This window comes from Cellulomonas sp. P2_B4, assembly GCF_056404795.1.
Window position 1 is genome coordinate 315,298 of record NZ_JBFUDI010000005.1, and the last position, 22,030, is coordinate 337,327.

General features: G+C 72.7%; 30 protein-coding genes. 14 read left to right on the forward strand and 16 right to left on the reverse strand.

Annotated elements, in window-relative coordinates:
• Nucleotides 1–5: 5 nt before the first annotated feature.
• The 4 genes from AC1DZC_RS10845 to AC1DZC_RS10860 all read right to left on the reverse strand — a co-directional run bounded on the left by AC1DZC_RS10845 (nucleotide 6) and on the right by AC1DZC_RS10860 (nucleotide 1,369).
• Nucleotides 6–236, reverse strand: coding sequence for a YciI family protein (locus AC1DZC_RS10845; protein ID WP_477043248.1), 231 nt, complete (start codon nucleotides 234–236; stop codon nucleotides 6–8).
• Entirely contained in the window at nucleotides 233–595 is a 363-nt protein-coding gene (locus tag AC1DZC_RS10850) for a YciI family protein (RefSeq protein ID WP_477043249.1), read from the reverse strand. The genes AC1DZC_RS10845 and AC1DZC_RS10850 overlap by 4 nt, the downstream gene beginning before the upstream one ends.
• Before the next feature lie 64 nt (nucleotides 596–659).
• Nucleotides 660–1,004: a YciI family protein gene (locus tag AC1DZC_RS10855; RefSeq protein WP_477043250.1), complete on the reverse strand. Its 345-nt coding sequence runs from the start codon at nucleotides 1,002–1,004 to the stop codon at nucleotides 660–662.
• On the reverse strand, nucleotides 1,001–1,369 hold the full coding sequence (locus AC1DZC_RS10860; protein WP_477043251.1) for a YciI family protein: 369 nt from the start codon (nucleotides 1,367–1,369) through the stop codon (nucleotides 1,001–1,003). The genes AC1DZC_RS10855 and AC1DZC_RS10860 overlap by 4 nt, the downstream gene beginning before the upstream one ends.
• 259 nt (nucleotides 1,370–1,628) lie before the next feature.
• Between AC1DZC_RS10860 and AC1DZC_RS10865 the strand changes: the two genes are divergently transcribed.
• Nucleotides 1,629–2,315, forward strand: coding sequence for a PadR family transcriptional regulator (locus AC1DZC_RS10865; protein WP_477043252.1), 687 nt, complete (start codon nucleotides 1,629–1,631; stop codon nucleotides 2,313–2,315).
• A 51-nt stretch (nucleotides 2,316–2,366) separates the two neighbouring features.
• Here AC1DZC_RS10865 and AC1DZC_RS10870 read toward each other — a convergent pair whose 3' ends face one another.
• From AC1DZC_RS10870 to AC1DZC_RS10890, 5 genes are all read right to left on the reverse strand, one after another.
• Entirely contained in the window at nucleotides 2,367–3,545 is a 1,179-nt protein-coding gene (locus AC1DZC_RS10870; RefSeq protein WP_477043253.1) for a low temperature requirement protein A, read from the reverse strand.
• Between the two features lie 49 nt (nucleotides 3,546–3,594).
• Nucleotides 3,595–4,317, reverse strand: coding sequence for a YqjF family protein (locus AC1DZC_RS10875; protein WP_477043254.1), 723 nt, complete (start codon nucleotides 4,315–4,317; stop codon nucleotides 3,595–3,597).
• Nucleotides 4,318–4,445: 128 nt separating this feature from the next.
• On the reverse strand, nucleotides 4,446–5,498 hold the full coding sequence (locus tag AC1DZC_RS10880; RefSeq protein ID WP_477043255.1) for an NAD(P)-dependent alcohol dehydrogenase: 1,053 nt from the start codon (nucleotides 5,496–5,498) through the stop codon (nucleotides 4,446–4,448).
• Nucleotides 5,499–5,535: 37 nt separating this feature from the next.
• On the reverse strand, nucleotides 5,536–6,354 hold the full coding sequence (locus tag AC1DZC_RS10885) for an SDR family NAD(P)-dependent oxidoreductase (protein WP_477043256.1): 819 nt from the start codon (nucleotides 6,352–6,354) through the stop codon (nucleotides 5,536–5,538).
• A gap of 41 nt (nucleotides 6,355–6,395) precedes the next feature.
• Nucleotides 6,396–6,740 carry a VOC family protein gene (locus AC1DZC_RS10890; RefSeq protein WP_477043257.1) on the reverse strand — a complete coding sequence of 115 codons (345 nt, stop codon included), beginning with the start codon at nucleotides 6,738–6,740 and terminating at the stop codon, nucleotides 6,396–6,398.
• A gap of 140 nt (nucleotides 6,741–6,880) precedes the next feature.
• On the opposite strand from AC1DZC_RS10890, the gene AC1DZC_RS10895 reads away from it, so the two are divergent.
• The 4 genes from AC1DZC_RS10895 to AC1DZC_RS10910 are packed head-to-tail and all read left to right on the forward strand — an operon-like array spanning nucleotide 6,881 to nucleotide 10,229.
• Complete coding sequence (locus AC1DZC_RS10895) at nucleotides 6,881–8,095, forward strand: sensor histidine kinase (protein ID WP_477043258.1); 1,215 nt, start codon at nucleotides 6,881–6,883, stop codon at nucleotides 8,093–8,095.
• A complete protein-coding gene (locus AC1DZC_RS10900; protein ID WP_477037429.1) occupies nucleotides 8,092–8,736 on the forward strand; it encodes a response regulator transcription factor in 645 nt (214 codons plus the stop codon). Before AC1DZC_RS10895 ends, AC1DZC_RS10900 begins: the two co-directional genes overlap by 4 nt.
• Before the next feature lie 26 nt (nucleotides 8,737–8,762).
• A complete protein-coding gene (locus AC1DZC_RS10905) occupies nucleotides 8,763–9,350 on the forward strand; it encodes a TetR/AcrR family transcriptional regulator (RefSeq protein WP_477043259.1) in 588 nt (195 codons plus the stop codon).
• 21 nt (nucleotides 9,351–9,371) lie between these two features.
• Nucleotides 9,372–10,229: an alpha/beta fold hydrolase gene (locus AC1DZC_RS10910; RefSeq protein ID WP_477043260.1), complete on the forward strand. Its 858-nt coding sequence runs from the start codon at nucleotides 9,372–9,374 to the stop codon at nucleotides 10,227–10,229.
• Here the strand turns inward: AC1DZC_RS10910 and AC1DZC_RS10915 are convergent.
• Together AC1DZC_RS10915 and AC1DZC_RS10920 are read right to left on the reverse strand one after the other, a co-directional pair.
• A complete protein-coding gene (locus AC1DZC_RS10915; protein ID WP_477043261.1) occupies nucleotides 10,217–10,735 on the reverse strand; it encodes a class I SAM-dependent methyltransferase in 519 nt (172 codons plus the stop codon). The genes AC1DZC_RS10910 and AC1DZC_RS10915 overlap by 13 nt on opposite strands.
• Nucleotides 10,732–11,457, reverse strand: coding sequence for an SAM-dependent methyltransferase (locus AC1DZC_RS10920; protein ID WP_477043262.1), 726 nt, complete (start codon nucleotides 11,455–11,457; stop codon nucleotides 10,732–10,734). Before AC1DZC_RS10920 ends, AC1DZC_RS10915 begins: the two co-directional genes overlap by 4 nt.
• 89 nt (nucleotides 11,458–11,546) lie before the next feature.
• On the opposite strand from AC1DZC_RS10920, the gene AC1DZC_RS10925 reads away from it, so the two are divergent.
• From AC1DZC_RS10925 to AC1DZC_RS10940, 4 genes are all read left to right on the forward strand, one after another.
• Complete coding sequence (locus AC1DZC_RS10925) at nucleotides 11,547–11,966, forward strand: MarR family winged helix-turn-helix transcriptional regulator (RefSeq protein WP_477043263.1); 420 nt, start codon at nucleotides 11,547–11,549, stop codon at nucleotides 11,964–11,966.
• On the forward strand, nucleotides 11,963–13,444 hold the full coding sequence (locus AC1DZC_RS10930; RefSeq protein WP_477043264.1) for an MFS transporter: 1,482 nt from the start codon (nucleotides 11,963–11,965) through the stop codon (nucleotides 13,442–13,444). Before AC1DZC_RS10925 ends, AC1DZC_RS10930 begins: the two co-directional genes overlap by 4 nt.
• A 10-nt stretch (nucleotides 13,445–13,454) precedes the next feature.
• On the forward strand, nucleotides 13,455–13,889 hold the full coding sequence (locus tag AC1DZC_RS10935) for a DUF6194 family protein (RefSeq protein ID WP_477043265.1): 435 nt from the start codon (nucleotides 13,455–13,457) through the stop codon (nucleotides 13,887–13,889).
• 189 nt (nucleotides 13,890–14,078) lie between these two features.
• Entirely contained in the window at nucleotides 14,079–14,975 is an 897-nt protein-coding gene (locus AC1DZC_RS10940) for a patatin-like phospholipase family protein (protein ID WP_477043266.1), read from the forward strand.
• 38 nt (nucleotides 14,976–15,013) lie between these two features.
• On the opposite strand, the gene AC1DZC_RS10945 is transcribed toward AC1DZC_RS10940, so the two are convergent.
• On the reverse strand, nucleotides 15,014–15,646 hold the full coding sequence (locus AC1DZC_RS10945; protein WP_477043267.1) for an NADPH-dependent F420 reductase: 633 nt from the start codon (nucleotides 15,644–15,646) through the stop codon (nucleotides 15,014–15,016).
• A gap of 73 nt (nucleotides 15,647–15,719) precedes the next feature.
• Here AC1DZC_RS10945 and AC1DZC_RS10950 point away from each other — a divergent pair, with 73 nt between their 5' ends.
• The 4 genes from AC1DZC_RS10950 to AC1DZC_RS10965 are packed head-to-tail and all read left to right on the forward strand — an operon-like array spanning nucleotide 15,720 to nucleotide 17,765.
• Nucleotides 15,720–16,241 carry a universal stress protein gene (locus tag AC1DZC_RS10950; RefSeq protein WP_477043268.1) on the forward strand — a complete coding sequence of 174 codons (522 nt, stop codon included), beginning with the start codon at nucleotides 15,720–15,722 and terminating at the stop codon, nucleotides 16,239–16,241.
• A complete protein-coding gene (locus AC1DZC_RS10955) occupies nucleotides 16,238–16,654 on the forward strand; it encodes a fluoride efflux transporter FluC (protein ID WP_477043269.1) in 417 nt (138 codons plus the stop codon). Before AC1DZC_RS10950 ends, AC1DZC_RS10955 begins: the two co-directional genes overlap by 4 nt.
• Complete coding sequence (gene crcB, locus AC1DZC_RS10960) at nucleotides 16,654–17,019, forward strand: fluoride efflux transporter CrcB (RefSeq protein ID WP_477037417.1); 366 nt, start codon at nucleotides 16,654–16,656, stop codon at nucleotides 17,017–17,019. The genes AC1DZC_RS10955 and crcB overlap by 1 nt, the downstream gene beginning before the upstream one ends.
• Complete coding sequence (locus tag AC1DZC_RS10965; RefSeq protein ID WP_477043270.1) at nucleotides 17,016–17,765, forward strand: ABC transporter permease; 750 nt, start codon at nucleotides 17,016–17,018, stop codon at nucleotides 17,763–17,765. The genes crcB and AC1DZC_RS10965 overlap by 4 nt, the downstream gene beginning before the upstream one ends.
• A gap of 30 nt (nucleotides 17,766–17,795) precedes the next feature.
• On the opposite strand, the gene AC1DZC_RS10970 is transcribed toward AC1DZC_RS10965, so the two are convergent.
• Both AC1DZC_RS10970 and AC1DZC_RS10975 read right to left on the reverse strand, forming a co-directional pair.
• Nucleotides 17,796–18,659 (reverse strand): sigma-70 family RNA polymerase sigma factor family protein, encoded by an 864-nt coding sequence (locus AC1DZC_RS10970; protein WP_477043271.1) that lies wholly within the window; start codon nucleotides 18,657–18,659, stop codon nucleotides 17,796–17,798.
• A gap of 123 nt (nucleotides 18,660–18,782) precedes the next feature.
• Nucleotides 18,783–20,027, reverse strand: coding sequence for an MFS transporter (locus AC1DZC_RS10975; RefSeq protein ID WP_477037414.1), 1,245 nt, complete (start codon nucleotides 20,025–20,027; stop codon nucleotides 18,783–18,785).
• A gap of 71 nt (nucleotides 20,028–20,098) precedes the next feature.
• On the opposite strand from AC1DZC_RS10975, the gene AC1DZC_RS10980 reads away from it, so the two are divergent.
• A complete protein-coding gene (locus tag AC1DZC_RS10980; RefSeq protein WP_477043272.1) occupies nucleotides 20,099–20,527 on the forward strand; it encodes a VOC family protein in 429 nt (142 codons plus the stop codon).
• Nucleotides 20,528–20,537: 10 nt separating this feature from the next.
• On the opposite strand, the gene AC1DZC_RS10985 is transcribed toward AC1DZC_RS10980, so the two are convergent.
• A complete protein-coding gene (locus AC1DZC_RS10985; RefSeq protein WP_477043273.1) occupies nucleotides 20,538–20,945 on the reverse strand; it encodes a type II toxin-antitoxin system VapC family toxin in 408 nt (135 codons plus the stop codon).
• A gap of 59 nt (nucleotides 20,946–21,004) precedes the next feature.
• Nucleotides 21,005–21,991, reverse strand: coding sequence for an aldo/keto reductase (locus AC1DZC_RS10990; protein WP_477043274.1), 987 nt, complete (start codon nucleotides 21,989–21,991; stop codon nucleotides 21,005–21,007).
• Between the last annotated feature and the right edge of the window lie 39 nt (nucleotides 21,992–22,030).

The following is a 22,030-nucleotide window of genomic DNA, read 5'->3' on the forward strand; positions in this document are numbered from 1 at the left end:
TTCCGTCACGTGACCTCCGCGGGCCGCACCTCGTAGGTTCCTTCGGACGGGAGCGTGTCGAGCACCTCGTCGAGCGACGCGGCGTCGACCAGCGCGAACCCGGAGAGCTCCGCGGCGACCCCGTCGAAACCCGAGGGGTGCACGGCGCTGTCGACGACCAGTGTGCCGGTGTCCGGGGGTGCGAGCGTGACGCCGGACGGCAGCGACGAGCCGAAGGCCAGCACGACGAACTTCACTGGAACGACTCGCGGTCGGTCGCGCGGATCTCGACGTGCTCTCCGTTGAGGACGAGCCTGCCGGCGACGTCGGACAGGGCGTCGAGCGAGGGCGCGTCGACCATGTAGTAGCCGCCGACCTGCTCGGCGGTCTCGCTGTAGGGGCCGTCGGTGACGGCGAGCCCGCCCCGGCCGTCCGGGCGCAGGACGCGCGCCCGGGCGGCCGAGGCGAGCGGCGCGCCGCTGCTGATGGGCCAGCCGTTGTCGGCGCAGAAGGTCTGGAACGCGTCGTGCGCGGCCCGGGCCTGAGCGAACTCCGACGGGGTCAGGGCGGCGTCGCGCTCCTCGGACCGGTGCAGCAGCACCATGTACTCGGTCATGTCGGTTCCCTTTCCGGGGGGACGGTGATGACCGGATGACGGTCGGGGCCGGGACGGATCGACATCACATCTGTGCGATCTCGCGGACCTCGATCGTGTACTCGGGCAGGAGTCGGGCGTGGTCGATCGCGGCGCTCACCGAGGGTGCGTCGACGAGGTAGTAGCCGCCCAGCTGCTCAGCGGTCTCCGCGAACGGGCCCTCCCAGACCGTCGCGTCCTCACCGGCACGCCGGATCGTCGTCGCCGTCGACACCGACCGCAGCGCCTCGCCGCCCTCGATCGTGACTCCGAACTCGCCCGCCCGGGTCGAGTACGCGTCGTGCTCGCTGTAGTACTGGGCGATCAGCGCCTCGTCGGCCGACGCCCAGATGCGTTCGTCCTGGTACATCAGGACGAGGTACCGGGTCACGGGTGCAGGATGACCGGCCGCAGCTCGGCGCCGCCCCGGCCGCCGTCGGTCACCAGCATCTCGCCGGTCAGCCTCGCGAGGCCGTGGGGGTCGTCGGTCTCGAAGACGTAGTAGCCGCCGAGGTACTCGGCCGTCTCGCTGAACGGGCCGTCGGTGACCTCGACGGGACCGCCCTCGCTGCGGCGGACGTTCACGGCCTTGGACGAGAAGTCGAGCTCCTCGCCGCCGATCATCTTGAAGCCCTGCTCGGCGCACGCCTGCGCGTAGGCCTGGTGCTCGCCCATGATCCGGTCCTTGACCTCCTGCGACGCCGACTCCCAGAACCCCTCGTCGCCGTACAGCAGCACCATCCACGTCGCGCTCATCGCTGGTCTCCTCGGGTCTCGTCGGGGCCCCCTTACTGTGCCCCGTCGGGGGGATGACGCGCGAGGATCGCGAAAATCGACAACCTGAGCCGATGTATCGATAGGACTTGTCAAAGTCCTATCAACGATATATCGTTAGCGACATCCGGTGGAGAGCAACACCTCCCGGACGCCGCAGAGCCCGACGCGATCCCGCGCCAGCCGGCGACGCCCCCAGGCCGTACAGGCCCGGGCACCGAACCTTCAAGGAGAACCACTCATGCGACACCACACACACGATGAGACGTCTGATCCTCGCGGCCGTCAGCGCCGCGGCGACTTCCCGAGCGCTCCGTACGGCGAGGGCTTCGACCCGCGCCGCGGTGCCTTCTACCCCCGCGGCGAGCACGGCGGCGGCCCCCGGGGCCCCCGCGGCTTCGGCGGACCCGGCTTCGGAGGCGGCCCCGGCTTCGGCGGCCGCGGACCCGGTCGGCGTGCCGGACGCGGCGACATCCGAGCCGCCGTCCTGCTGCTCCTGAAGCAGCAGCCGATGCACGGCTACCAGCTGATCCAGGAGATCGGCGAGCGGTCCGGCGGCCAGTGGCGACCGAGCCCGGGCGCCATCTACCCGGCGCTGAGCCTGCTCGAGGACGAGGGCCTGGTGGTCATCACCGCCGAGTCCGGTCGCAAGCTCGCCAGCCTCACCGAGGCCGGCACCGCGTACGTCACCGAGAACGCCGAGCAGCTCGGCAGCCCCTTCGAGGACGCCGCCAGCCGGCCCACCTCGCCGGGTCGCAACCTGCGCGCTGCCCTCGAGGCGCTCGCCGCGGCGGCCCACCAGGTCGTCCGCACGGGCACCGACGAGCAGGCCACGGCCGCGCTCGCGGTCCTCGAGCGCTCGCGCCGGGACCTGTACCTGATCCTCGCCGGCGACGCGCCGGTCCAGGACGCCCCCTCGGAGGCCTGACCTCCGCAGGAACCGACGGCCCCACGACTCCGGTCGTGGGGCCGGCGTCGTTCAGGCGCGAGCTGCGGCCAGCCGCGCACCTCGGCGGACCTCTGCGAAGGCGCACGCGTAGGCGATGACCACCACCAGGGCCAGGCCCGGGAGCGCCGGCCAGGACGCCAGCAGCGGCACGACCGCGACCAGCGCGAGGGCGCCGACCAGCCGGACCCACGGCCACCGGTGACCGCTGGAACGCAGGAGCACGGCGGTCCCGACGACGTACGCCGCGACGCCCCCACCGAGCAGCACGGCGCCGAACAGGCCGAACGGTTCCGACGACCCGACCTCCGCCATCGCCTCCTCCACGCCGAGCGAGGCCACGACCACGCCGGCGATGAGGACGAAGTGCAGGTAGGTGTACGCGAGCGTCGCGTACTCGGCCCGGGCGACGCCCTCCCTGCGGGCGAGCGCGTGCTCGGCGTGGTCGGCGCTGCCCAGGAAGTAGACCCACCACAGGACGAGCGCGAGCGCGATGCACAGGACCGCGCCGGCGATGATCGGGACGCTGATCGGCTCGTGCGAGGCCCCGATGCCGATGGCGACGACAGACTCCCCGAGCGCCAGGATGACGACGAGCCCGTACCGCTCGGCCCAGTGCGACGGGGAGTGCAGCCGCCAGTCACCGCCGATGCCCGTCATCAGCGTGAGGCCGAGGTCCCAGAGGATCGCGCCGAGCCAGATCCAGGTCTGTGCGGGCTCCCCGACGAGGGCGCCGACCACCAGCAGGGCGAACGCCGGCAGCATCGCGACCAGCTGGGTGCGGACGACCTGCCGGCGCAGGCCCCGGTCGTCGCCGGCCGCGACGAGGTAGAGCGACATGTGGACCACGCGCACGAGCCCGTAGGCGACGACGAGCACGAGCGGCCCGTCCAGGCCGCCCGGCAGGTCCTCGAAGGCCTCGGGGATGGCCAGGGTCGCGACGAAGATCGCGGCCATCGCGACCGACATCCCGATGCGCAGGACGCCCTGGTCCGCGGGCGACTGGTTGGCCAGCCAGCTGTACGAGCACCACGTCCACCAGAGCAGCCCCAGCACGATCATCGCCTGGAGCACGCCGAGCGCATCGTGCGACTCGGCCATCAGGTGGCTGACCTGCGTGAACGCATAGACGTAGACGAGGTCGAAGAACAGCTCGAAGGTGGTGACGCGGTGCCCCTCGGGAGAGGTCCGCAGGCCGAGGCGTCGGATCACGGGCCTCACCTTGCCGGACGCAGGACGGTCCGTGCGAGGGTTTCGGCGGTCAGGCCACCGGCCGGTGCGGCACCGCGAAGCGCGCGTGCACGCCCGGCGAGTAGAGCACCGACTCCGGTGCGCCGGAGATCGGGACACCCGCGGCCGCGACGAGCTCGTCGTCCAGGGACACCACGGACGCCCGGCGCAGCGGCCACGGCTCGTGCTCGTTCGGCACGAACCGCGTCCGTCCGCCGATCACGGTGTGCATCCCCCAGCGGGCCGTGAGGAAGTCGGCGAGCGGGTCGTCGAGGACCGGCGTGGAGGAGGGGCGGACCACGATCCGCGACGACGGACGCGAGCCGGTCAGGCGCGTGGAGCGGTAGTCGAGCAGGTCGTCGGTGCGCCGCAGCGACATCCGCGCCCACTGGTACGGCACGTTCATGACGGTCCGCGCGCCCAGCACGGTCAGGGCGCGCGACGCCTCGAGCGACCGGAACAGCACGCCCCGACGACCGTCGTCGTCGACCGTGTAGAGCCGGACGTTGATCTCGGGGAAGTCGCCGATGTAGGGCAGCGCGGGCCCGGGCACCACGCGGAACCTGGCCATCCAGAACGCGACCAGGCCGACCCACGACGAGCCGTCGTGCTCGTCGGGACGCGTCCCGGGCGGGCAGAACGCCGACACCGACGAGGCAGGAACACGCCAGTGCAGGATGCTCACCCTCTGCCACTCCTGGGTGAGGATCACCCGCCCGGACAGCGGCGGTGCGACGCGCTGGATGGGGTCCACGCCAGCCACCGTACGGTCAGACGTCGACGAGGGCAGGCTCACGGTCCCGCGACGACGACCGCAGGCGCACCACGCCGAGCACCAGAGGCGGAGGTGCCAGACGGAGTCGATCGAGGAGCGGGGGCCGGTCAGTCGGCGGGGATCGTCGACGTGTCGATGACGAAGCGGTAGCGGACGTCGCTCGCGACGACGCGGTCGTAGGCCGCGTCGACCTCGTCGGCGGTGATGGTCTCGACGACCGAGGCGATCCCGTGCTTCGCGCAGAAGTCGAGCATCTCCTGCGTCTGGCGGATGCCGCCGATGTTCGACCCGGAGATCGACCGACGGCCGCCGGTGAGCGAGAAGACGCGGAACGACAGCGCGTTCTCGGGGAGGCCGACGAACACCAGCGACCCCTCGAACGCGAGCAGGCGGAGGTAGGCGTCCAGGTCGATGTCGGCCGAGACGGTGTTGATGATCAGGTCGAAGGTCCCGCGCAGCGACGAGAACGTCGCCGGGTCGCTCGTCGCGTAGAAGTGGTCGGCGCCCAGCCGACGGCCGTCCTCCTCCTTCGACAGCGACTGGCTGAGCACGGTGACCTCGGCGCCGAGCGCGTGCGCCAGCTGGACGCCCATGTGCCCGAGCCCGCCCAGGCCGACGATCGCGACCTTCTTGCCCGGCCCCGCGCCCCAGTTCTTGAGCGGCGAGTAGAGCGTGATCCCGGCGCACAGCAGGGGCGCGGCGACGTCGAGGGCAATCTCGGCCGGGATGCTCAGGACGTAGTTCTCGTCGACGACGATCTGCGTCGAGTACCCGCCGTAGGTGGGCTCGCCGCTGTACTGGCGGCCGTTGTAGGTGGCCACGTTGCCGCGCTCGCAGAACTGCTCCTCGCCGTCCAGGCAGCGGGCGCACTCGCGGCAGGAGTCGACGAAGCAGCCGACGCCGACGCGGTCGCCGACGGACTGCCGGGTGACGCCGGAGCCGACCGCGGAGACGACGCCCGCGATCTCGTGCCCGGGGACCATCGGGAAGATCGCCGAGCCCCACTCCTCGCGTGCCTGGTGGATGTCCGAGTGGCAGATGCCGGCGTAGGCGATGTCGATCAGGACGTCGTGCTCACGGAGCTCGCGACGGTCGACAGCGCCGCGCTCGAACTTCGCGCCGGGGGAGGGCGCGAGCAGCGCAGGAACGGTCAGGGACACAGCGGTCTCCTCGAGACGACGGTGGGGGGAGACACCATCATGCGCCCTCGCCGATCCAGGTGCGCGTCAGCGTCTGCACCGCGGACCCGTCGAGGTCGGCGAGCTTGAGCCCGGCGAACGCGGTGGCGCCCGGGCTCGTCTGCACCCGGACGGGCGGCTCGGGGGTGGTCAGCAGGTCGACGAGCAACGCGGCGACGGCCTGCGCGGTCTGGGCGTTGGCGAAGGCGCCGGCGGTCCGCGCGAGGTACGCGTCGAGCAGGGGTCCGTAGACGCCGCCGGTCGACGTCGGCACCGACGCATTCGCGACGAACTCGCTGGCCACGGCCCCGGGCTCGACGATGACGACGGGCACCCCGAGGGCGCGGGCGACCGGTGCGAGGCTCTCCAGGAACCCCTCGACGGCGAACTTGGCGGCGCAGTAGGCCTCGTTGAACGGCTGGCCGACGACGCCCCCGACGCTGCTCAGCGTGAGCACCCGCCCACGGGACGCGCGCAGGTGCGGCATCACCGCCTCGACCACGCGGACGACGCCGAAGAAGTTGACCTCCATGGCGTCGCGAAATGCGGGCAGACCCAACGTCTCGACGGTCCCGACCCGTCCGACGCCCGCGTTGTTGACGACGGCGTCGAGCGAGCCGTGGTCGGCGACGACCTGGTCGATCACGGCACCCACGTCGGACGACGTGACGTCCAGGGCGCGGATGTCCAGGGGGAGGGAACCGGCGCGCTCCTTCAGGAGGCCCGCACGTCCCAGGTCGCGCATCGTCGCGACGGTGGTCCACCCGGCAGCGGCCGCGGCCAGTGCGGTCTCGAGGCCGATTCCCGAGGAGGTGCCGGTGATCAGGACGGTGCTCATGACGGGGGCTCCTCAGTCGTCGGGAGCCCCCATCATGCGCGTCAGGCGTCCTGCACGAGCCCGACGACGTTCCCGTCGACGTCCGCCACCGTCGAGATGGTCCGCCCGGGGCCGACCTCCGTCGGCGCCTGCAGCACCGAGCCTCCGGCCGCGACGAGGGAGTCGCTGACCGCCGCCAGGTCGGAGACCTTCCAGTAGTAGGTGGGCCCCGTCATGCCCTGCTCGAACCCGCGCGGGTTGAGGCCGAGGTGGATGCCCGCGGTCTCGTAGCCGACGTAGAACGGCGCGTCCTGCATCGGCTCGACGCCCAGGAGCGCGCCGTAGAACGCCTTGCCCGCGTCGAGGTCCTTGACCGGCACCACGACGATCTTCAGTCCGTCCGTCATGTTCGTACCTCTTCCATGTATCAGGGGCGCAAGCCCGCTCTCCTCCACCTGACGGATCACTCACGCGAAGTGTGACGGCCGCTCCGAGATCAGTCTCGGGACGGAGGCCGCGGGGATGCGTGATCCGACACGATGAACACATGACGACGGCAGGTCATACCGAGGCTCCCATGGTGCTCCGGCTCGCGCAGGGGGCGGGCCGGCGCCCCTGGGGGCTCTCGGTGTTCCTGGCCCTCGTCGTGGGTGGCTTCCTGCTGGTGACCCCGATGTCGGTCGACGGCTACGACTTCGAGACGTCGAGCTTCACGATCCTGCACTCGGTCGGCGGGTTCGTGACCGCAGGGTTCGTCGTCGCGGGCGTCCTCGTGGGACGTCGGTGGCCGGTGCTCGGGACGGGCCTGACGCTGCTGCCCTTCGTGACGTCCGTCTTCACCGGCTGGTTCGCGTGGGGCTGGTGGCTCGGCATCCTGGCCGTGGCGGTGCTGGCGGCGCTCGACGGGATMCGCGGCGCACTGGTGCCCTACGGGGCAGCGCTCTTCATCGMGGTCTGGTACTGCGGTTCTGACCTCGTGGCGCTCATGCCGATCGGCGAGGTGACCTCCGGATCGCCGGCCAACCGCGGTGTCGTCCTGGTCCTGTACGTCATCGGCGTCACCCTCGTCGTCGGCAGCGCGTGGATGTTCGGCGTGGCTCGGCGCACCTGGGCCCGGGGCGTCGAGGTCGAGGCCGTCGAGCAGCGCGCGTTCGAGGTCGAGTCGCTGGCCGGCGAGCGGGCGCGGCTCGCCCGCGACCTGCACGACGTCGTCGCGCACCACGTCTCGCTGGTCGCGGTGCGCGCGGAGTCCGCGCCCTTCCTGCACCCGGGCCTGAACGACGACGCCCGCGATGTGCTGTCGGCGATCGCGAGCGACGCCCGCGAGGCGTTGACCGAGCTCCGCCAGGTGCTCGTCGTCCTGCAGCGCACGGACCAGTCCACCGACGACCGGACGCCGCAGCCCACCGCCTGCGACGTCGACCGGCTGGTGGAGGCGGMGGTCGCGGCCGGCCAGCCTGTCGAGGTGGTCGGCACGTGGGAGGACATCGGGCCGACGATCGGGTACGTGCTCTACCGTGCGGTCCAGGAGGGGCTGACCAATGCGCGACGGCACGCGTCGGGCGCCACGACACGCCTCGTGCGCGCCCAGTCGAAGGACCACGCCGGGTTCACGCTCACGAACGCGTCGTCCTCGGCCGACGACGAGGGTCGCGGCCTGATCGGCATGCGGGAGCGCGTCGAGGCGCTCGGCGGCACGATGAGCGCCCGCGTCGTCGACAAGGCCTTCGTCCTGGACGTCTCGCTGCCGGTGACCGCATGACGACGGTGGTGGTCGCCGACGACCAGCCCGTGGTGCTGCAGGGGTTCGCGGCGATCATCGGCGCGGCGGAGGACCTCGACGTGGTCGGCTCGGTCGGTGACGGGCGGGCTCTCCTGGACCTCGTCGCGACGACCAACCCGGACGTGGCCGTGGTCGACATCCGCATGCCGGTGCTGGACGGCATCGCCGCGACGGAGCGGATCACGGCCGACCACCCCGGCACGCGCGTGCTGATCCTGACCACGTTCGACCTCGACGAGTACGTCTACGACGCCCTGCGCGCGGGCGCGTCCGGGTTCCTGCTCAAGGACGTCACCGCCGACCGCCTGGTCGAGGCGGTGCGTCTCGTGGCCGACGGCTCGATGCTGCTGGGGCCGACGGTCACCCGACGGCTGGTCGAGGACTTCGCGAGCCGCACGCCCCAGAAGACCCCCGTGACCGGCCTCGACGAGCTGACCCCGCGCGAGCGCGAGGTGCTGCTGGCGGTCGCGCGCGGCCTGTCCAACGGCGAGATCGCGGCCGAGCTGTGGATCGCCGAGCCGACCGTGAAGTCGCACGTCTCCGAGGCCCTGCGCAAGCTCGGCTGCCGCGACCGCGTGCAGCTGGTGATCGCCGCCTACGAGTCGGGGCTGGTGTCATAAAGCACGATCGTGCTAAAACTGGACCCGTGAGCAAGGGCGACGAGACGCGGCAGGCGGTGCTCGACCAGGCGGTCGAGATCGCCGGGCGTCTGGGCGTCGCCGGCCTCACGATCGGCTCGCTGGCCACCGCAACGGGGATGTCGAAGAGCGGGCTGTACGCGCACTTCCGGTCCAAGGAGGCGCTGCAGCTGGCCTGCCTCGGTCAGGCGCGCGAGCGGTTCGTCGAGCAGGTCGTCCGGCCCGCGCTCGCGGCCCCGCGCGGCGTCCCGCGCATCCGCACCCTGTTCGAGCGCTGGATCGAGCTCTCCAACGACGGCTCGGCCGGCTGCCTGTTCGTCTCGGCGTCCACCGAGTTCGACGACCAGCCCGGACCGGTCCGCGACCAGCTGGTCCAGGATCACTGGGACCTGTCCGACTCGCTGGCGCAGATCTACCGGTCGGGCGCCAAGGACGGCCAGCTGCGCGACGACGAGAGCCCCGAGCAGTTCGCCTACGACCTGCACGGCCTGATGCTCGCCCACTTCCACGCGCAGCGGCTCCTGCGTGACCCCCTGGCCGACGACCGGGCGCGCCACGCGTTCGAGCGCCTCCTCCAGACGATCGTCGTCTCCTAGCTCCCCAGAAGGACGTTCCCGATGACCCAGACCGCCGCGCAGAAAAGCACGATCGTTCGGCCCAACGTGCCGCGCACGCTGACGGTGACCGTCCGGACGCTCGACCGCGTCGCCCCGAGGCTCGTCGCCCGCGGGGCCCTGCGGATGTGGTGCACGCCGACCCACGCCAAGCCGGGCGTCCACGTCCCGGGGGGCACGCGGTGGCAGCTTCCCGACGGGACCGTCGGCGAGACGTGGGGCACCGGCCCGCGCGTCTACCTCGTCCACGGCTGGGGCGGTCACCGCGCCCAGCTCGCGTCCTTCGTGGAGCCGCTGGTGGACGCCGGCTACCAGGTCCTCTCCTACGACGCACCGAGCCACGGCGACTCCGGGCCTGGATCGCTCGGGCCGAAGCGGAGCAGCCTCATCGAGCTGATGGACGCGATCGGGACGGTGACCGCGGCGCACGGGTCCGCCCACGCGATCGTCGGCCACTCGCTCGGGGCCGCCGCGGCAGCGCTGGCCGTGCTCGACGGGACGACGACCGAGCGGCTGGTCCTCGTCGCGCCGCCCGCGGAACCGGTGGAGTACACGCGCGCGTTCGCACGCGCGCTCGGGTTCAGCGAGGACACCCGCCAGCTCCTGCTCGCCCGGATGGAACGCCTGGCGGGCCGGGAGCTGAGCACGCTGGACATCCCGGCGCGGGCCGCCGGTCGGGACGACCTGCCGGCGCTGCTCGTCGTCGCGGACCGCGCGGACAAGGAGACCGACCCCGCGGACGGCGAGCGGATCGCGGAGGCGTGGCCGGACGCCGAGCTGCTCCTGTCGGACGGCCTCGGCCACCGGCGGATCCTGCGCGACGCCGACACGATCGCGGCCGTCGTCGACTACCTCGGCTGAGCGCGCCGCCCCACCCACAGCAGGTGGTCCGCGGTCGCCAGGAGCGCGGGGTCGTCGGCGGTGGAGACCAGGCGGTCGAGCGTGGCCCGGTAGCCGTCGGGGTCGACGAGCCGCAGCGCCTCCAGCTCCTCGTCGTGACCGGTGGCGAGGGCGTGCGGGGCCGCGACCGTCACGGTGTCGAAGCCGGGTACCCCGACGGGCCCGCGGGGGGCGACCGCGAGCGCCAGCAGGCCGCCGGGCCGCGCGAGCCGGGCGAGGCGGCGCGTCGGGGGCAGCAGCGGGTCGAGCCCGAGCACCGCGTCGAACACGGCGCCATGGGCCCGGCCGCGCACGTCCCAGCCCAGCTCGATGAGCCATACGGCGTACGGCCCGGTGCCGCCCGCGAGGTCCAGCGCGACGCCGGGTGGACCGAGGTGCGGCTCGAGCAGGCGCGTCACCAGGACGCGCTCGAGGCACGTCTCCGGTTCGCGCTCGGCCACCACAATGCCCGTCCCGACGATCATCACGGTCGCTTCATCAGGGCGAACACGCCCCAGCCGAGGTAGGGCCGCTGGTAGGTGACGTACTCCAGCGGCGCCGTGTCGAGCTCCGCGCGCATCTCGGCCCAGAGGGGGTCGGCCGGGAACTCGTCGAGCCACTGCCGCGTGCTCAGCCACTGCGCGGCGACGTACCGGTCCCAGCTGTCCTCGTCGGCGAGCACCATCTCGACCAGGTCCCAGCCGGCCTCGCCGAGCTCCGCGACCTGCCCCGGCAGCGAGAGGAAGGTCTCTGGTCGCCACGGCGCACCGGCTGGGGGATCCTCGCGCCAGAACGGCTGGCCGATGAGCGCGACGCCGCCCGGCGCCAACGACCTCTCCAGCAGCGCCAGTGTGCCGACGACCCCGCCGCCGATCCAGGTCGCGCCGACGCACGCGGCGACGTCCACGGGGGAGTCGGCGACGTACGTCGAGGCGTCGCCGTGCACGAACGTCACGTCGACGCCGAGCTCCTGCGCCCGCCCGACGGCGCGCTGGATCCATACCGAGCTGAGGTCGACGCCCGTCCCGACGGTGCCGTGGTCCCGCGCCCAGGTGGAGAGCATCTCGCCCGTGCCGCACGCGAGGTCGAGGACGGTCGTCCCGGGGGTCAGGCGCAGCGCTGCCCCCAGTGTTGCCAGCTTCTCGTCGGTGAACGGGTCCAGGATCCGGTGGTGCGCCTCGCGGATGGTGTGCTGCCGAGGGATGTCCATGATCCGGACGGTACGTCCGGCAGGTCGCGACGACGAGCGAATAGACGATCGACAGGGTCAACTGATCAGTTGCCCTGTACACTTGAGTCGTGATCACCACCGACACTGCCGAGCTCGCCTTCGGCCTGCGTGACGCCCTGGGGCCCATCTACCGGCGTCTGACCAGCGAGAAGACGCTCTCCATCGGGCAGAGCCGTGCGCTCAACCGGCTCGCCAACGACGGACCGGCGACCTCGTCGGCGCTCGCGGCCTCGGAGTTCATCACCCCGCAGTCGATGGCCGTGATCGTCGCGGACCTCGAGCGCGCCGGGCGGATCAGCCGGTCGTCCGACCCGACCGACGGCCGCCGGATGATCATCGAGATCACCCCGGCCGGACGCGAGGCGCTCGAGGCGGACCGTCACGCGACCAACACGTGGCTCGCGCACGCGGTCGGCTCGCTCGACGACGACGAGCGCGCGGCCCTCGCCGGTGCGATCGACGTGCTGCGCCGGCTGGCCACCGCATGACCGGCCGGCGCCTGGTCCCGGCCCTCGTCTACGCGGCGCTGGCGGCCGCGATCATCAGCTCGCTCGGCCTGCTGCTCGTCCCGACGATCGCGGCCGAGTTCGGCGTCACGGTCAGCGCCGCGCAGTGGACGTTGACCGTGAACCTGCTGGTGGGGGCGGTCGCCACGCCCGTGCTCGGGCGGCTGTCCGACGGGCCGCACAAGAAGCGGATCCTGCTGCTCACGCTCGCGATCATCTTCGTCGGCTCGGTGCTGGCTGCGACCGCGCAGACGTTCTCCGTGCTCCTCGTCGGCCGGGCCCTGCAGGGTCTGTCGTACGCGATCACGCCGATGGCGATCGCGCTGGCCCGCCGGTACGCGGCGCCCGAGAAGGTGCAGCCCGGGATCGCCGCGCTCTCGGTCACCGTGGCCACGGGGATCGGCATCGGGTACCCGCTGACCGGCATCATCGCCTCGACCTTCGACTTCCGGTGGGCGTTCTGGTTCGCCGCCGCGTTCGTCGTCTCCGCGTTCGTGGTGCTGGTGGTCGCGGTGCCGAAGGGCCCCGACGAGCTCGGTCTGCGCCGCCGTTTCGACACCCTCGGCGCAGCTCTGCTCGGCGCCGGCCTGGCGATGCTGCTGCTCGGCATCAGCGAGGGCCCGCGGTTCGGGTGGGGCTCCGCGACGACGATCGGGCTGCTGGCGGGCGCCGTCCTCGTGCTCGCGGCGTGGGTGTGGCGCGAGACGAGCACCGACCACCCGCTCATCCGGCTCGACCTCATGCGCAAGCCCGACGTGCTGCTGGCCAACGCGACAGGCCTGTCGATGGGCGCCTCGATGTACATCGGCGTCTCGGTGATCAGCCTGGTCGCGCAGGCGCCGACGAGCACCGGCTACGGCGTCGGCATGTCGCTGTTCTGGGCCGGGTTCGTCATGCTGCCGCTCTCGATCGGCAGCCAGCTGGCCAGCCGGTTGGCCCGCGCGTTCGCGCACCGGCTCAGCTACACCGTCATGCTGCCGCTCGGCGCGCTGTTCGTCACCCTGGCCAACCTGCTGCTCGTCGTCCGGCACGACGCCCTGCCCGAGCTGCTCGCGGGCATGTTCCTCGTCGGTGTCGGCATCGGCACCACCTTCGCCGCGATGCCCGGGCTGATCGCCCGCGGCGTGGCGGCCCAGGAGCTCGGCTCGGCGGTGTCGTTCAACCAGGTGCTCCGCACCATCGGCGGCTCGCTCGGCGCGGCCGTCGCCGGTGCCGTGATCGCGGCCCACCTCGCGCCCACCGGCCGGCCCGCCGGCCAGGGCATCGAGCTCACGTTCCTCATCGCCGCGGTCGCCTGCGGCCTGGTGTTCCTCGGCCTGGCCACGCACGCGGTCCTGTCCGTGCGCCGTGCCCGCCGTGTCGCGCCGCACCACGTGATCGAGGAGATCCAGGAGCGCGAGCCTCACGACGCCGTGCCCGTGGGCGCCGCCGAACGTGCCGAGGTGTTCGACGCGCCCTGAGAATGGGCGCATGGAGATCGACCAGATCCTCGACCACGTCCGCCGGCTCGACCACGTCCTGGTCCTCGCGCCCGCGAAGGGCAGCGAGTTCCCCGCGATCGCGTGGGGCGACTCGTTCGTCTACTACGCACCCGACGGCCAGGTGCCGACGAACACCCAGCCGTTCACGACGATCGTCACCAAGAACTACCCGGACGACGAGCTGTCGCGGCTCGACGACGAGGGCCGCTGGCGGGTCAACGTCCACGTCGGCCGCGGCGCGGTGCCGGAGCCTGCGGCCGATCCGGCGGAGGCGGACGTCGTCCTGCGCCACCCCGTCTACGGCGACCTCGGCTGGGTGGCCGTGATCAACCCCGGCGCGCGCACGGAGCAGACCGTCCTGGACCTGATCGACCGCGCCCACGCCGACGCGCGTGCCCGCTGGGACCGCCGCGCCGAGGTGTAGCGGCCGGCAATTGAGGTTGCGCAGGCGCGGCACCGGCGCCTACCGTCGCCGTGATCGAGACCGGACGTCAGGAGGTGAGACCCATGAACGCAGTATCCGCATCGGGTGCTCCCCTGCAGTCCGCGACCGCGCGACTGGGCTAGTCGCCACCGGGAGTACCCGCCACGCACCGTGCGAAAGGCGACTCCCATGAACACTTCTTCCTCCCAGCACGACCACCAGCGAGCGCTCGTCCTCGGCGGTGGCGGCTCGACCGGCAACGCCTGGCTGATCGGCGTGATCGCCGGCCTGTTCGACGCCGGCCTCGACGTGACCACGCCCGACCTGACCGTCGGGACGTCCGCCGGCTCGACCGCCGCGGCCCAGATCGCCGGTGCGACGCCGGCCGAGCTCTACGCCGCCACCCTCACCGCCCCCGACCCCGGGCAGCTGCCCGACCGGAGCCGTGGCCCTGCCAGGCCGGTGACGGACCACCTGGAACGGCTCCTCAGCACCATCGACGCCTCCGCCGACGTGGCCGACCTGCGCCGCAGGCTGGGGGCGTCGGCACTCGAGCTGGAGGCGGCGTCGGACGGCTCGTGGCAGGCCCGGTGGCGCGCCACGGTCGCCGCGCGGCTGCCCCACCAGGGCTGGCCGGACCGCGCGGTGCTCATCACGGCCGTCGACGCCGAGACCGGTGAGCCGGTCGTGTTCGACCGCGGCAGCGGGGTCGACCTGGCCGACGCGGTCGCCGCCAGCTGCTCCAGCGGCCTCCCGTACCGGATCGGCGACGGCTGGTACATCGACGGCGGCTACCGGTCCAACGCCGAGAACGCCGACCTCGCGGCCGGGTACGGGCGGGTGCTGGTGCTCTCGCCCTTCGGCGGCCGGTCGCTGATGCCGTCCGCCTGGGGCACGCACCTCTCGACGCAGGTCGACGAGCTGCGCGCAGGCGGCAGCAAGGTCGAGACGGTCTTCCCGGACGACGCCTCCGAGCATCTGTTCGGCACCAACGCGATGGACCCGTCGCTGCGCCCGCCTGCGGCGAGGGCCGGCTACGAGCAGGGCAGGGCCCGGGCCGAGCAGCTCGCCGAGCTCTGGCGCTGACGCCCGGCCGGCGGAGGCGCTGCGAGGTCAGGCCTAGGTCAGGCCTCCGCCAGCGCCTTCGTCATGCCGGCGACGTCGGACTTGAGGCCGTAGGCCGCGTGGTCCTTCTCGAACCGCCAGCTCTCGGAGAGCGGGCCGGCGTCGACGGCGTCGAAGCCGAGCTCGTCGATGAGGGCGACGACCGTCGCGCGCGACTCGGGGTCGTCGCCGGCCACGGACAGGGCGAGGCGTCCGGGCGTCCCGGCGGGGACGCCGAGCGTGCCGAGGTCGCCGGAGCCGATGTTGTTGAACGCCTTGACCACCGACGACGACGGCAGGTGCTGCTGCAGGTACCCGGAGACGGTCGTCGAGCCCTCGTCGAGGACGGCGATCTGGCCGTCGCGCTGCGGGTAGTAGTTGTTGGTGTCGATCACGAGCTTGCCGGCCAGCTCGGCGACGGGCACGGACGGGACGGCCTTGACCGGGATCGTCACGACGACGAGGTCACCGGCCGCTGCGGCCTCCGCGGGCGTGCCGGCGCGGGCACGGTCGCCCAGCTCTGCGACGAGGTCGACGAGCGTCTCCGGCCCGCGCGAGTTGCTGACGACGACGTCGTAGCCGTGCGCGACAGCCAGCTTGGCCAGGGTGCCGCCGATGAGTCCGGCGCCGATGAATCCGATGGTGGTGGTCATGTCCTGGCCAACTGTCGGGGAGCCTGGGCTGTTCCGTGACGTCGGCGATACCGTGAGCACGGAGGCACGACCCATGGCCCGCTCGGCACCGCACCCCTGGCACGGCACCCCGCTCACGGGCGCGCGGGCGGTGGTCGTCGGAGTGATCCCGGAACAGTCGGCGCGCGTGGTGCACGGCGCCGCCGAGCTGGCCCAGGCGCTCGGCACGAACCTCGTGTGCGTGTGGTCCGACACGTCCCGGACCCTCGTCGCGACCGACAACGACGGCTCCCTGGAGACGACCCCGCTGGACCCGGACCACGTCGACTCGGGCGACTCCGTGGCCGCGGAGTGGGACCTGGCGACCGAGGTGGGCGACCGCCTGAGCGGGTACAAGGGTCCGTGGCGGTTCGTCTACACGGTCGGCGAGGCGACACACGCTCTCGCACGCGTCGCGCACGAGCACGACGCGTGGATGATCGCCGTGGGGAGTCGTCGCGCGGGCCTGGGTGGCTGGATGAACCACCTGGTCGGAGGGTCGACCGCTGGACGCCTCGCGCACACGCAGCCCGTACCCGTCACGATCGTGCCGCAGAACCCGAAGGAGAGCCCGTGACCCGTCCGCCGCACCACGACCCGCGCCTGATCGCGGTCGTGGCCCTGGGCGGGATGGTCGGCACGACGGCTCGGTACGCGCTCACGTCCGCGGTGGGCTCGTCGGCGAACGGGTTCCCGACGGCGACCCTGATCGAGAACGTGCTCGGCTCGTTCCTGCTCGGCGCGCTCCTCGAGGGGCTGCTGCGGCGTGGGGCGGAGAGCCCCCGAGGTCGCGTGCTGCGGCTCGGGCTCGGCACCGGCGTGCTCGGCGGCTTCACCACGTTCAGCGCGCTCGCGTTCGAGCTGGAGCGGCTGCTGGCGAACGGCCAGGTGACGATGGCGCTGGTGTACGCGGTGGCGAGCCTGGTGCTCGGGGTCCTCGCGTGCGTCGGCGGGATCGCGCTCGCGGCCCGCGGACGGGACACCGCCTGATGGTTGTCCTGATCGCGGTGCTGGGCGGGGTCGGGGCCGCCACCCGGTTCGTCGTCGACGGCTCGATCCGTGCCCGCTGGACCCGGGTGTTCCCGCTGGCCACCCTGCTGATCAACGTCTCGGGGTCGCTGCTGATCGGCCTGCTCAACGGCGCGCACCTCTACCACGGGCTCGGTCCGACGGCCCTGGTGGTCGCCGCGACCGGGTTCTGCGGGGGGTACACCACGTTCTCGACCGCGATGGCCGAGACCGTCCGGCTGATCCAGGCCGGCGAGACGCGGCGGGCGACCGTGAACGCCGTCGGCTCGGTGGTGCTCTGCCTGGCGGCGGCGGCCCTCGGGGTCGCGGTGATGGCGGCCTGGTGACCGTCGCCCCGGCCTGGAGGGTCGCGCTCGCGCTCGTCGTCCTGGTCGGCGTGGTCCTCGCGGTGCTCACCGCGGCGCGCGTCCACGTCCGCCGGGACGCGCTGGTCGCGGTCGGTCGGGCAGCGGTCCAGCTCACGCTCGTCGCACTCGTGATCGCATGGGTGTTCCAGCACCCGCAGTGGGTGGCGGTCTACCTCGTCGTCATGCTCGTGGCGGCCTCGTGGACGTCCGTGCGTCGGATCGGGCTCGGCCGCTCGACGTGGCCGCCGATCGCGCTCGCCATCCTGGTCGGGGCACTCGCTGCGGTCGTCCCCGTCCTCGCCAGCGGCGCCCTGCCGTTCCAGGCGCAGACGATCGTGCCGTTCAGTGCGCAGATCATCGGCGGCGCCATGACCGCGGTGTCGCTCACCGGTGGGCGGCTCCGGGACGACGCGCGCGGCGAGTGGGACCAGGTCGAGGCGTGGCTCTCCCTCGGCGCCACCCCGCGGCAGGCGGTCGCCGGGCACGCGCGCCGGGCCGTCGCACGGTCGCTGGTCCCGGCGCTCGACCAGACCCGCAGCGCCGGGCTCGTCACCCTGCCCGGTGCGTTCGTCGGGCTGCTGCTCGGCGGGGCGTCGCCGGCCGCGGCCGCGCAGGTGCAGCTGCTCGTGCTGGTCGGGCTGCTCGCGGCGGAGTCGGTCGCCGCCGTGCTGACCGCGAGGCTGCTGGCACACCGCCTCGGGTCGCGGACGCCCGCCGCCGTCTGAGCAGGGCTCGTCCTCGACCGCGCGGCGACGTCAGAACGTCGGCAGGTCCAGGCCTGCGAGCCTGGTTGGGTCGGCGAGGAAGTCGATCTCGGCGATGCGGTCACCGACGACGGTCATACCGACGACCGCGGTCACCTGCCCGCCGCCGACGATCGCCGCTCCCGCCGCACCGTTGACGAGCGCGGGGATCGACGTCGTTGGCACCCGCGCGAACATGACCGCGCGCCGAGCCACCGTCTCGGGGTCGTCGACCATCGTCGAGATGGCGTGCTCGCCGGCGTCCGAGCGCAGGGTGACACCGCCTTCGTGCAGCAGACCGCGGACCGCGTCGGCGTCGCCCCGCTTCGCCTCGCGGTAGTAGGCGCGGACCAGCCTGCGCTGGCTGAGCAGGGGGACGTCGGTCTCCGGGGCTGCGCTCACGCGCTCGCGGCCCGCACCTGCGAGCGACTCGGCCGCGCGCGCGGACACGTCGAGCAGCTCGCCGATCTCGTCGTACGCGACCCCGGCGCCGTCGCGCAGGACGCTGGCGACGCGCTCCTCCGGGGACAGCGTGTCGAGCGCGACGAAGAGCGCGACGCCGGTCGCGCCGCCGAGCAGCGCGAGCTGCTCGGGCGTGTGGCCGTCGGCGTCGCTCACCACGACGTCGGGTACGTGCCACTCGTGGTGCTCGAGCGAGCGGAGCGTGGTCAGGCAGTGGCGAGCGGTGGCGGTGATGAGCCCCGCGCGGAGGGCGTCCGGTAGGCCCTGGCCGTCGAGCTGCGTCCGCGCGGCCTCGACGGCCGCCTCCGACTCCCGGACCGACCCGGTCAGACGGAACGCGAGCGCCCGCAGCATCGGCCGATTGTCCTCGAACCGCCCACCGAGCGCCGTCGCCAGCTGTTCCGAGCGCGTCATCGCCACCTCCTCCCGAGCGTCGGTCGTCGCCATCTTGACCCACGACCGAGTCCGGGAGGAACGGCGGGGAGGGGTGATCCTGGCGACGAACGGCTGGCCGCGCAGCCGCCGCGTCGACCGCGCCTACACGGGATCGGGGGCGTCCTGGGCGTCGGTGTGCGCGACGTGGCGGAGCTGGTGCCAGATGGCGACGACGAAGATCGCGGAGCCGACGAACGCGAACCAGAACGGTGCGGTGATCCCGTAGTGCTGCGCGAGCACGCCGCCGATGCCCGCGCCGATCACGAGCCCCCCGTACACGCCGACGAGGTTGACGCTGCCGACGCGTCCCTGCAGGGCCGTCGGAACGGCGCGCTGGCGGATGGTGACCGACGTGGTGCCCCAGACGAACGCGTGCGCGCCGAACACGAAGAAGATCCCCAGGGCGACCGCGGGAGTGGTGGTCAGCGCGAGGCCGAGGTGCGTGAGGGTCTCGATGATCAGGCCGATGCGCATGAGGTTGGCGAGCGAGACGTACCGCGTGATCCAGCCGTAGGAGAGGGTGCCCGCGAGCCCGCCGAGAGCGCCGACGGTGGTGATCAGGCCGAAGCCGATCGCGCCGAGCCCGAGCCGCTCGCGGGTGTACAGGACGAGCACCGACCATGCGGCCCCGAACGTCACGTTGAAGATCAGGATCGTGAGCACGAGCGTCCGGACCGCGGCATGATGCCGCACCCAGCGCAGTCCCTCGGCGATGTCGTGCCGGATGTGGGTGTCGTGGTGCTCTGTGCGGTGCGGCGGCAGCGAGATGCGCGAGATCAGCAGCGCGCCCGCGGCGACCAGGACGGCGTCGGCGGCGAACGGCAGCGCCTGCCCGGCGGCGAACAGCAGGGCGCCCAGCGGCGGTCCGACCAGCTGGTTCACGGTGACGAACCCGGCCTGGATGCGCGAGTTGGCCAGCGCCAGGTCGTCGCGGTCGACGAGCATCGGGACCAGCGTGCTGGACGCGTTGTCGGCGAAGGTCTCCGCCGTGCCCAGCAGGAACATCGCGACCAGGACGAGCCAGATCGTCGCGATGTCCGCGAACACCGCGGCCGCGAGCAGCCCGACGATCCCGGTCCGGATGCAGTCGACGGTGATGACGAGCCGTCGCCGGTCCAGCCGGTCGGTGACCGCGCCGGCCCAGAGCCCGAAGAGCAGCGGCGGCAGCCACTGGAGCAGCGCGGCCAGCGCGACGAGGAACGCATCGTCCGTGCGGGACGCCACCAGCAGAGGCCCTGCGGCGATGAGGATCCCGTCGCCGAGGTTCGAGGTCCACGACGAGGCCAGCAGCCACCGGAACCGACGGTCCAGTCGCGGCGGGACCACGACGTCGAGGAACCGGCTCACAAGGCTCAGACGCTAACCCGGGTGGATAGGCTCGATCGACTTCTTACGCACTGAGCAGACGGAGGACGAGCGTGGACTGGACCCTGGAGGTTGTCGTCGTGCCGGTCAGCGACCTGGCCGCATCGATCGCGTTCTACCGAGACCAGGTCGGATTCGACCTCGACCACGACACCGAGAACGAGTTCATGCACGTCGCGCAGCTGACCCCGCGGGGCTCGGGCTGCTCGATCGTCATCGGCAACCTCCCGTCGCAGAGCGAGATGGCACCGGGATCCCTGAAGGGGCTGCAGCTCGTCGTCGCCGACGCGGCGGCGGCCCGCGAGGAGCTCCTCTCGCGCGGCGTCGAGGCCTCCGAGATCACGGTGTTCGACGAGCGCGACGGGGGCACGTTCTTCGGCTTCGCCGATCCGGACGGCAACACCTGGGCGGTCCAGCAGCTGAAGGTCCGCGCCGAGAAGCCCCTGATCCCCGTCGAGCACCGCGGCCGCTTCGGCGCGTGATGGTGCAGCGTCAGGCGGGCGGTCCGAGGAGTGCCTCGAACGGCGCGACCTGCACGGTCCCGTCGACGGCGGCCGCCAGAGAGTCGTCCAGCGTCACCAGGTAGTCGGCCTGCAGCTGGGTGAGGGCGACGTACTCGGCGTCGTAGGTCGAGGCCCAGCCGAGCTGGTCGGCGACCTTCCACGCGACCTGCCGCAGGACGCCGTCGCCGAGCAGCCGGATCCGCAGCTGCTGCAGCCGCGCGAGCCGCCGGTGGGCGTCCGCGGCGGACAGGTCGCCGCGGTGGACGGCCTCGTGCATGAGCGTCAGCGCCTGCGAGCGCAGCAGCGTCGGCGCCAGGAGCTGGTGCCCGTCCGGGACGTCGGCCCCGGACTCCGCCAGCCGCAAGGCTGCGGCGGCATCGACGACGAACCTGGTCACCAGCGCCTCCTTCGTCGCGTCCCGAGAACGGGCCCGACGCTACGCCCGGACGCCGACACTCACAGCCCGACGGCCGCCATGCCGGCGGCGTTGTACCGGTTGCCCCGCACGCCGATCCGCTCGGCCGTCGCGTCCAGGAGGGCGACCTCGTCAGCGGAGAGCGCAACCTCGGTCGCGCCGACGTTCTCCTCGACGCGCGCCGTGCGACGCGTGCCGGGGATCGGCACGATCCAGGGGTGCTGAGCGAGTAGCCACGCGAGAGCGACCTGCCCCGGTGTCGCGCCCTTGGCGTCCGCGAGCGTGCGGACCTGGTCCACGAGTGCCTCGTTGGCAGCGCGGTTCTCGGCCGTGAACCGTGGGATCGTCGTGCGGATGTCCCCCGCGGCGAACGGCGTGGACGCGTCGACGGTCCCGGTGAGGAATCCCTTGCCCAGAGGGCTGAAGGGCACGAAGCCGATGCCCAGCTCGGCGCACGTGGGAAGCACCTCCGGCTCGGGGTCCCGCGTCCACAGCGAGTACTCGCTCTGCAGGGCGGCGACGGGGTGCACGGCGTGCGCGCGCCGGATCGTCGACGCGCCCGCCTCGGAGAGTCCGAAGTGCCGCACCTTGCCCGCAGCGACCAGCTCCTTGACCGCGCCGGCGACCTCCTCGATGGGCACGGCCGGGTCGACGCGGTGCTGGTAGTAGAGGTCGATCACGTCGATGCCGAGCCGGCGGAGCGACCCGTCCGCGGCGCGACGGATGCTGTCCGGACGGCTGTCGACGCCGGCCGACCGCCCGTCCTCGAACCGGAAGCCGAACTTCGTCGCGACGACGACGTGGTCGCGGACCGGGGCGAGCGCCTCGCCGACGAGCTCCTCGTTCACGAAGGGCCCGTAGACCTCGGCGGTGTCGAAGAACGTGACGCCGCGGTCGACCGCAGCGCGCAGGACGCCGACCATGTCGGCGCGATCGCCGGGGTTGGGTCCGTAGCTCTGGCTCATCCCCATGCAGCCGAGGCCGACCGCCGAGACCTGCAGGCCCTGTCCGAGGGTTCGTGTGTGCATGCCTGCGACGCTACGTCCGCGGACGTCGCCGAGGGAGGT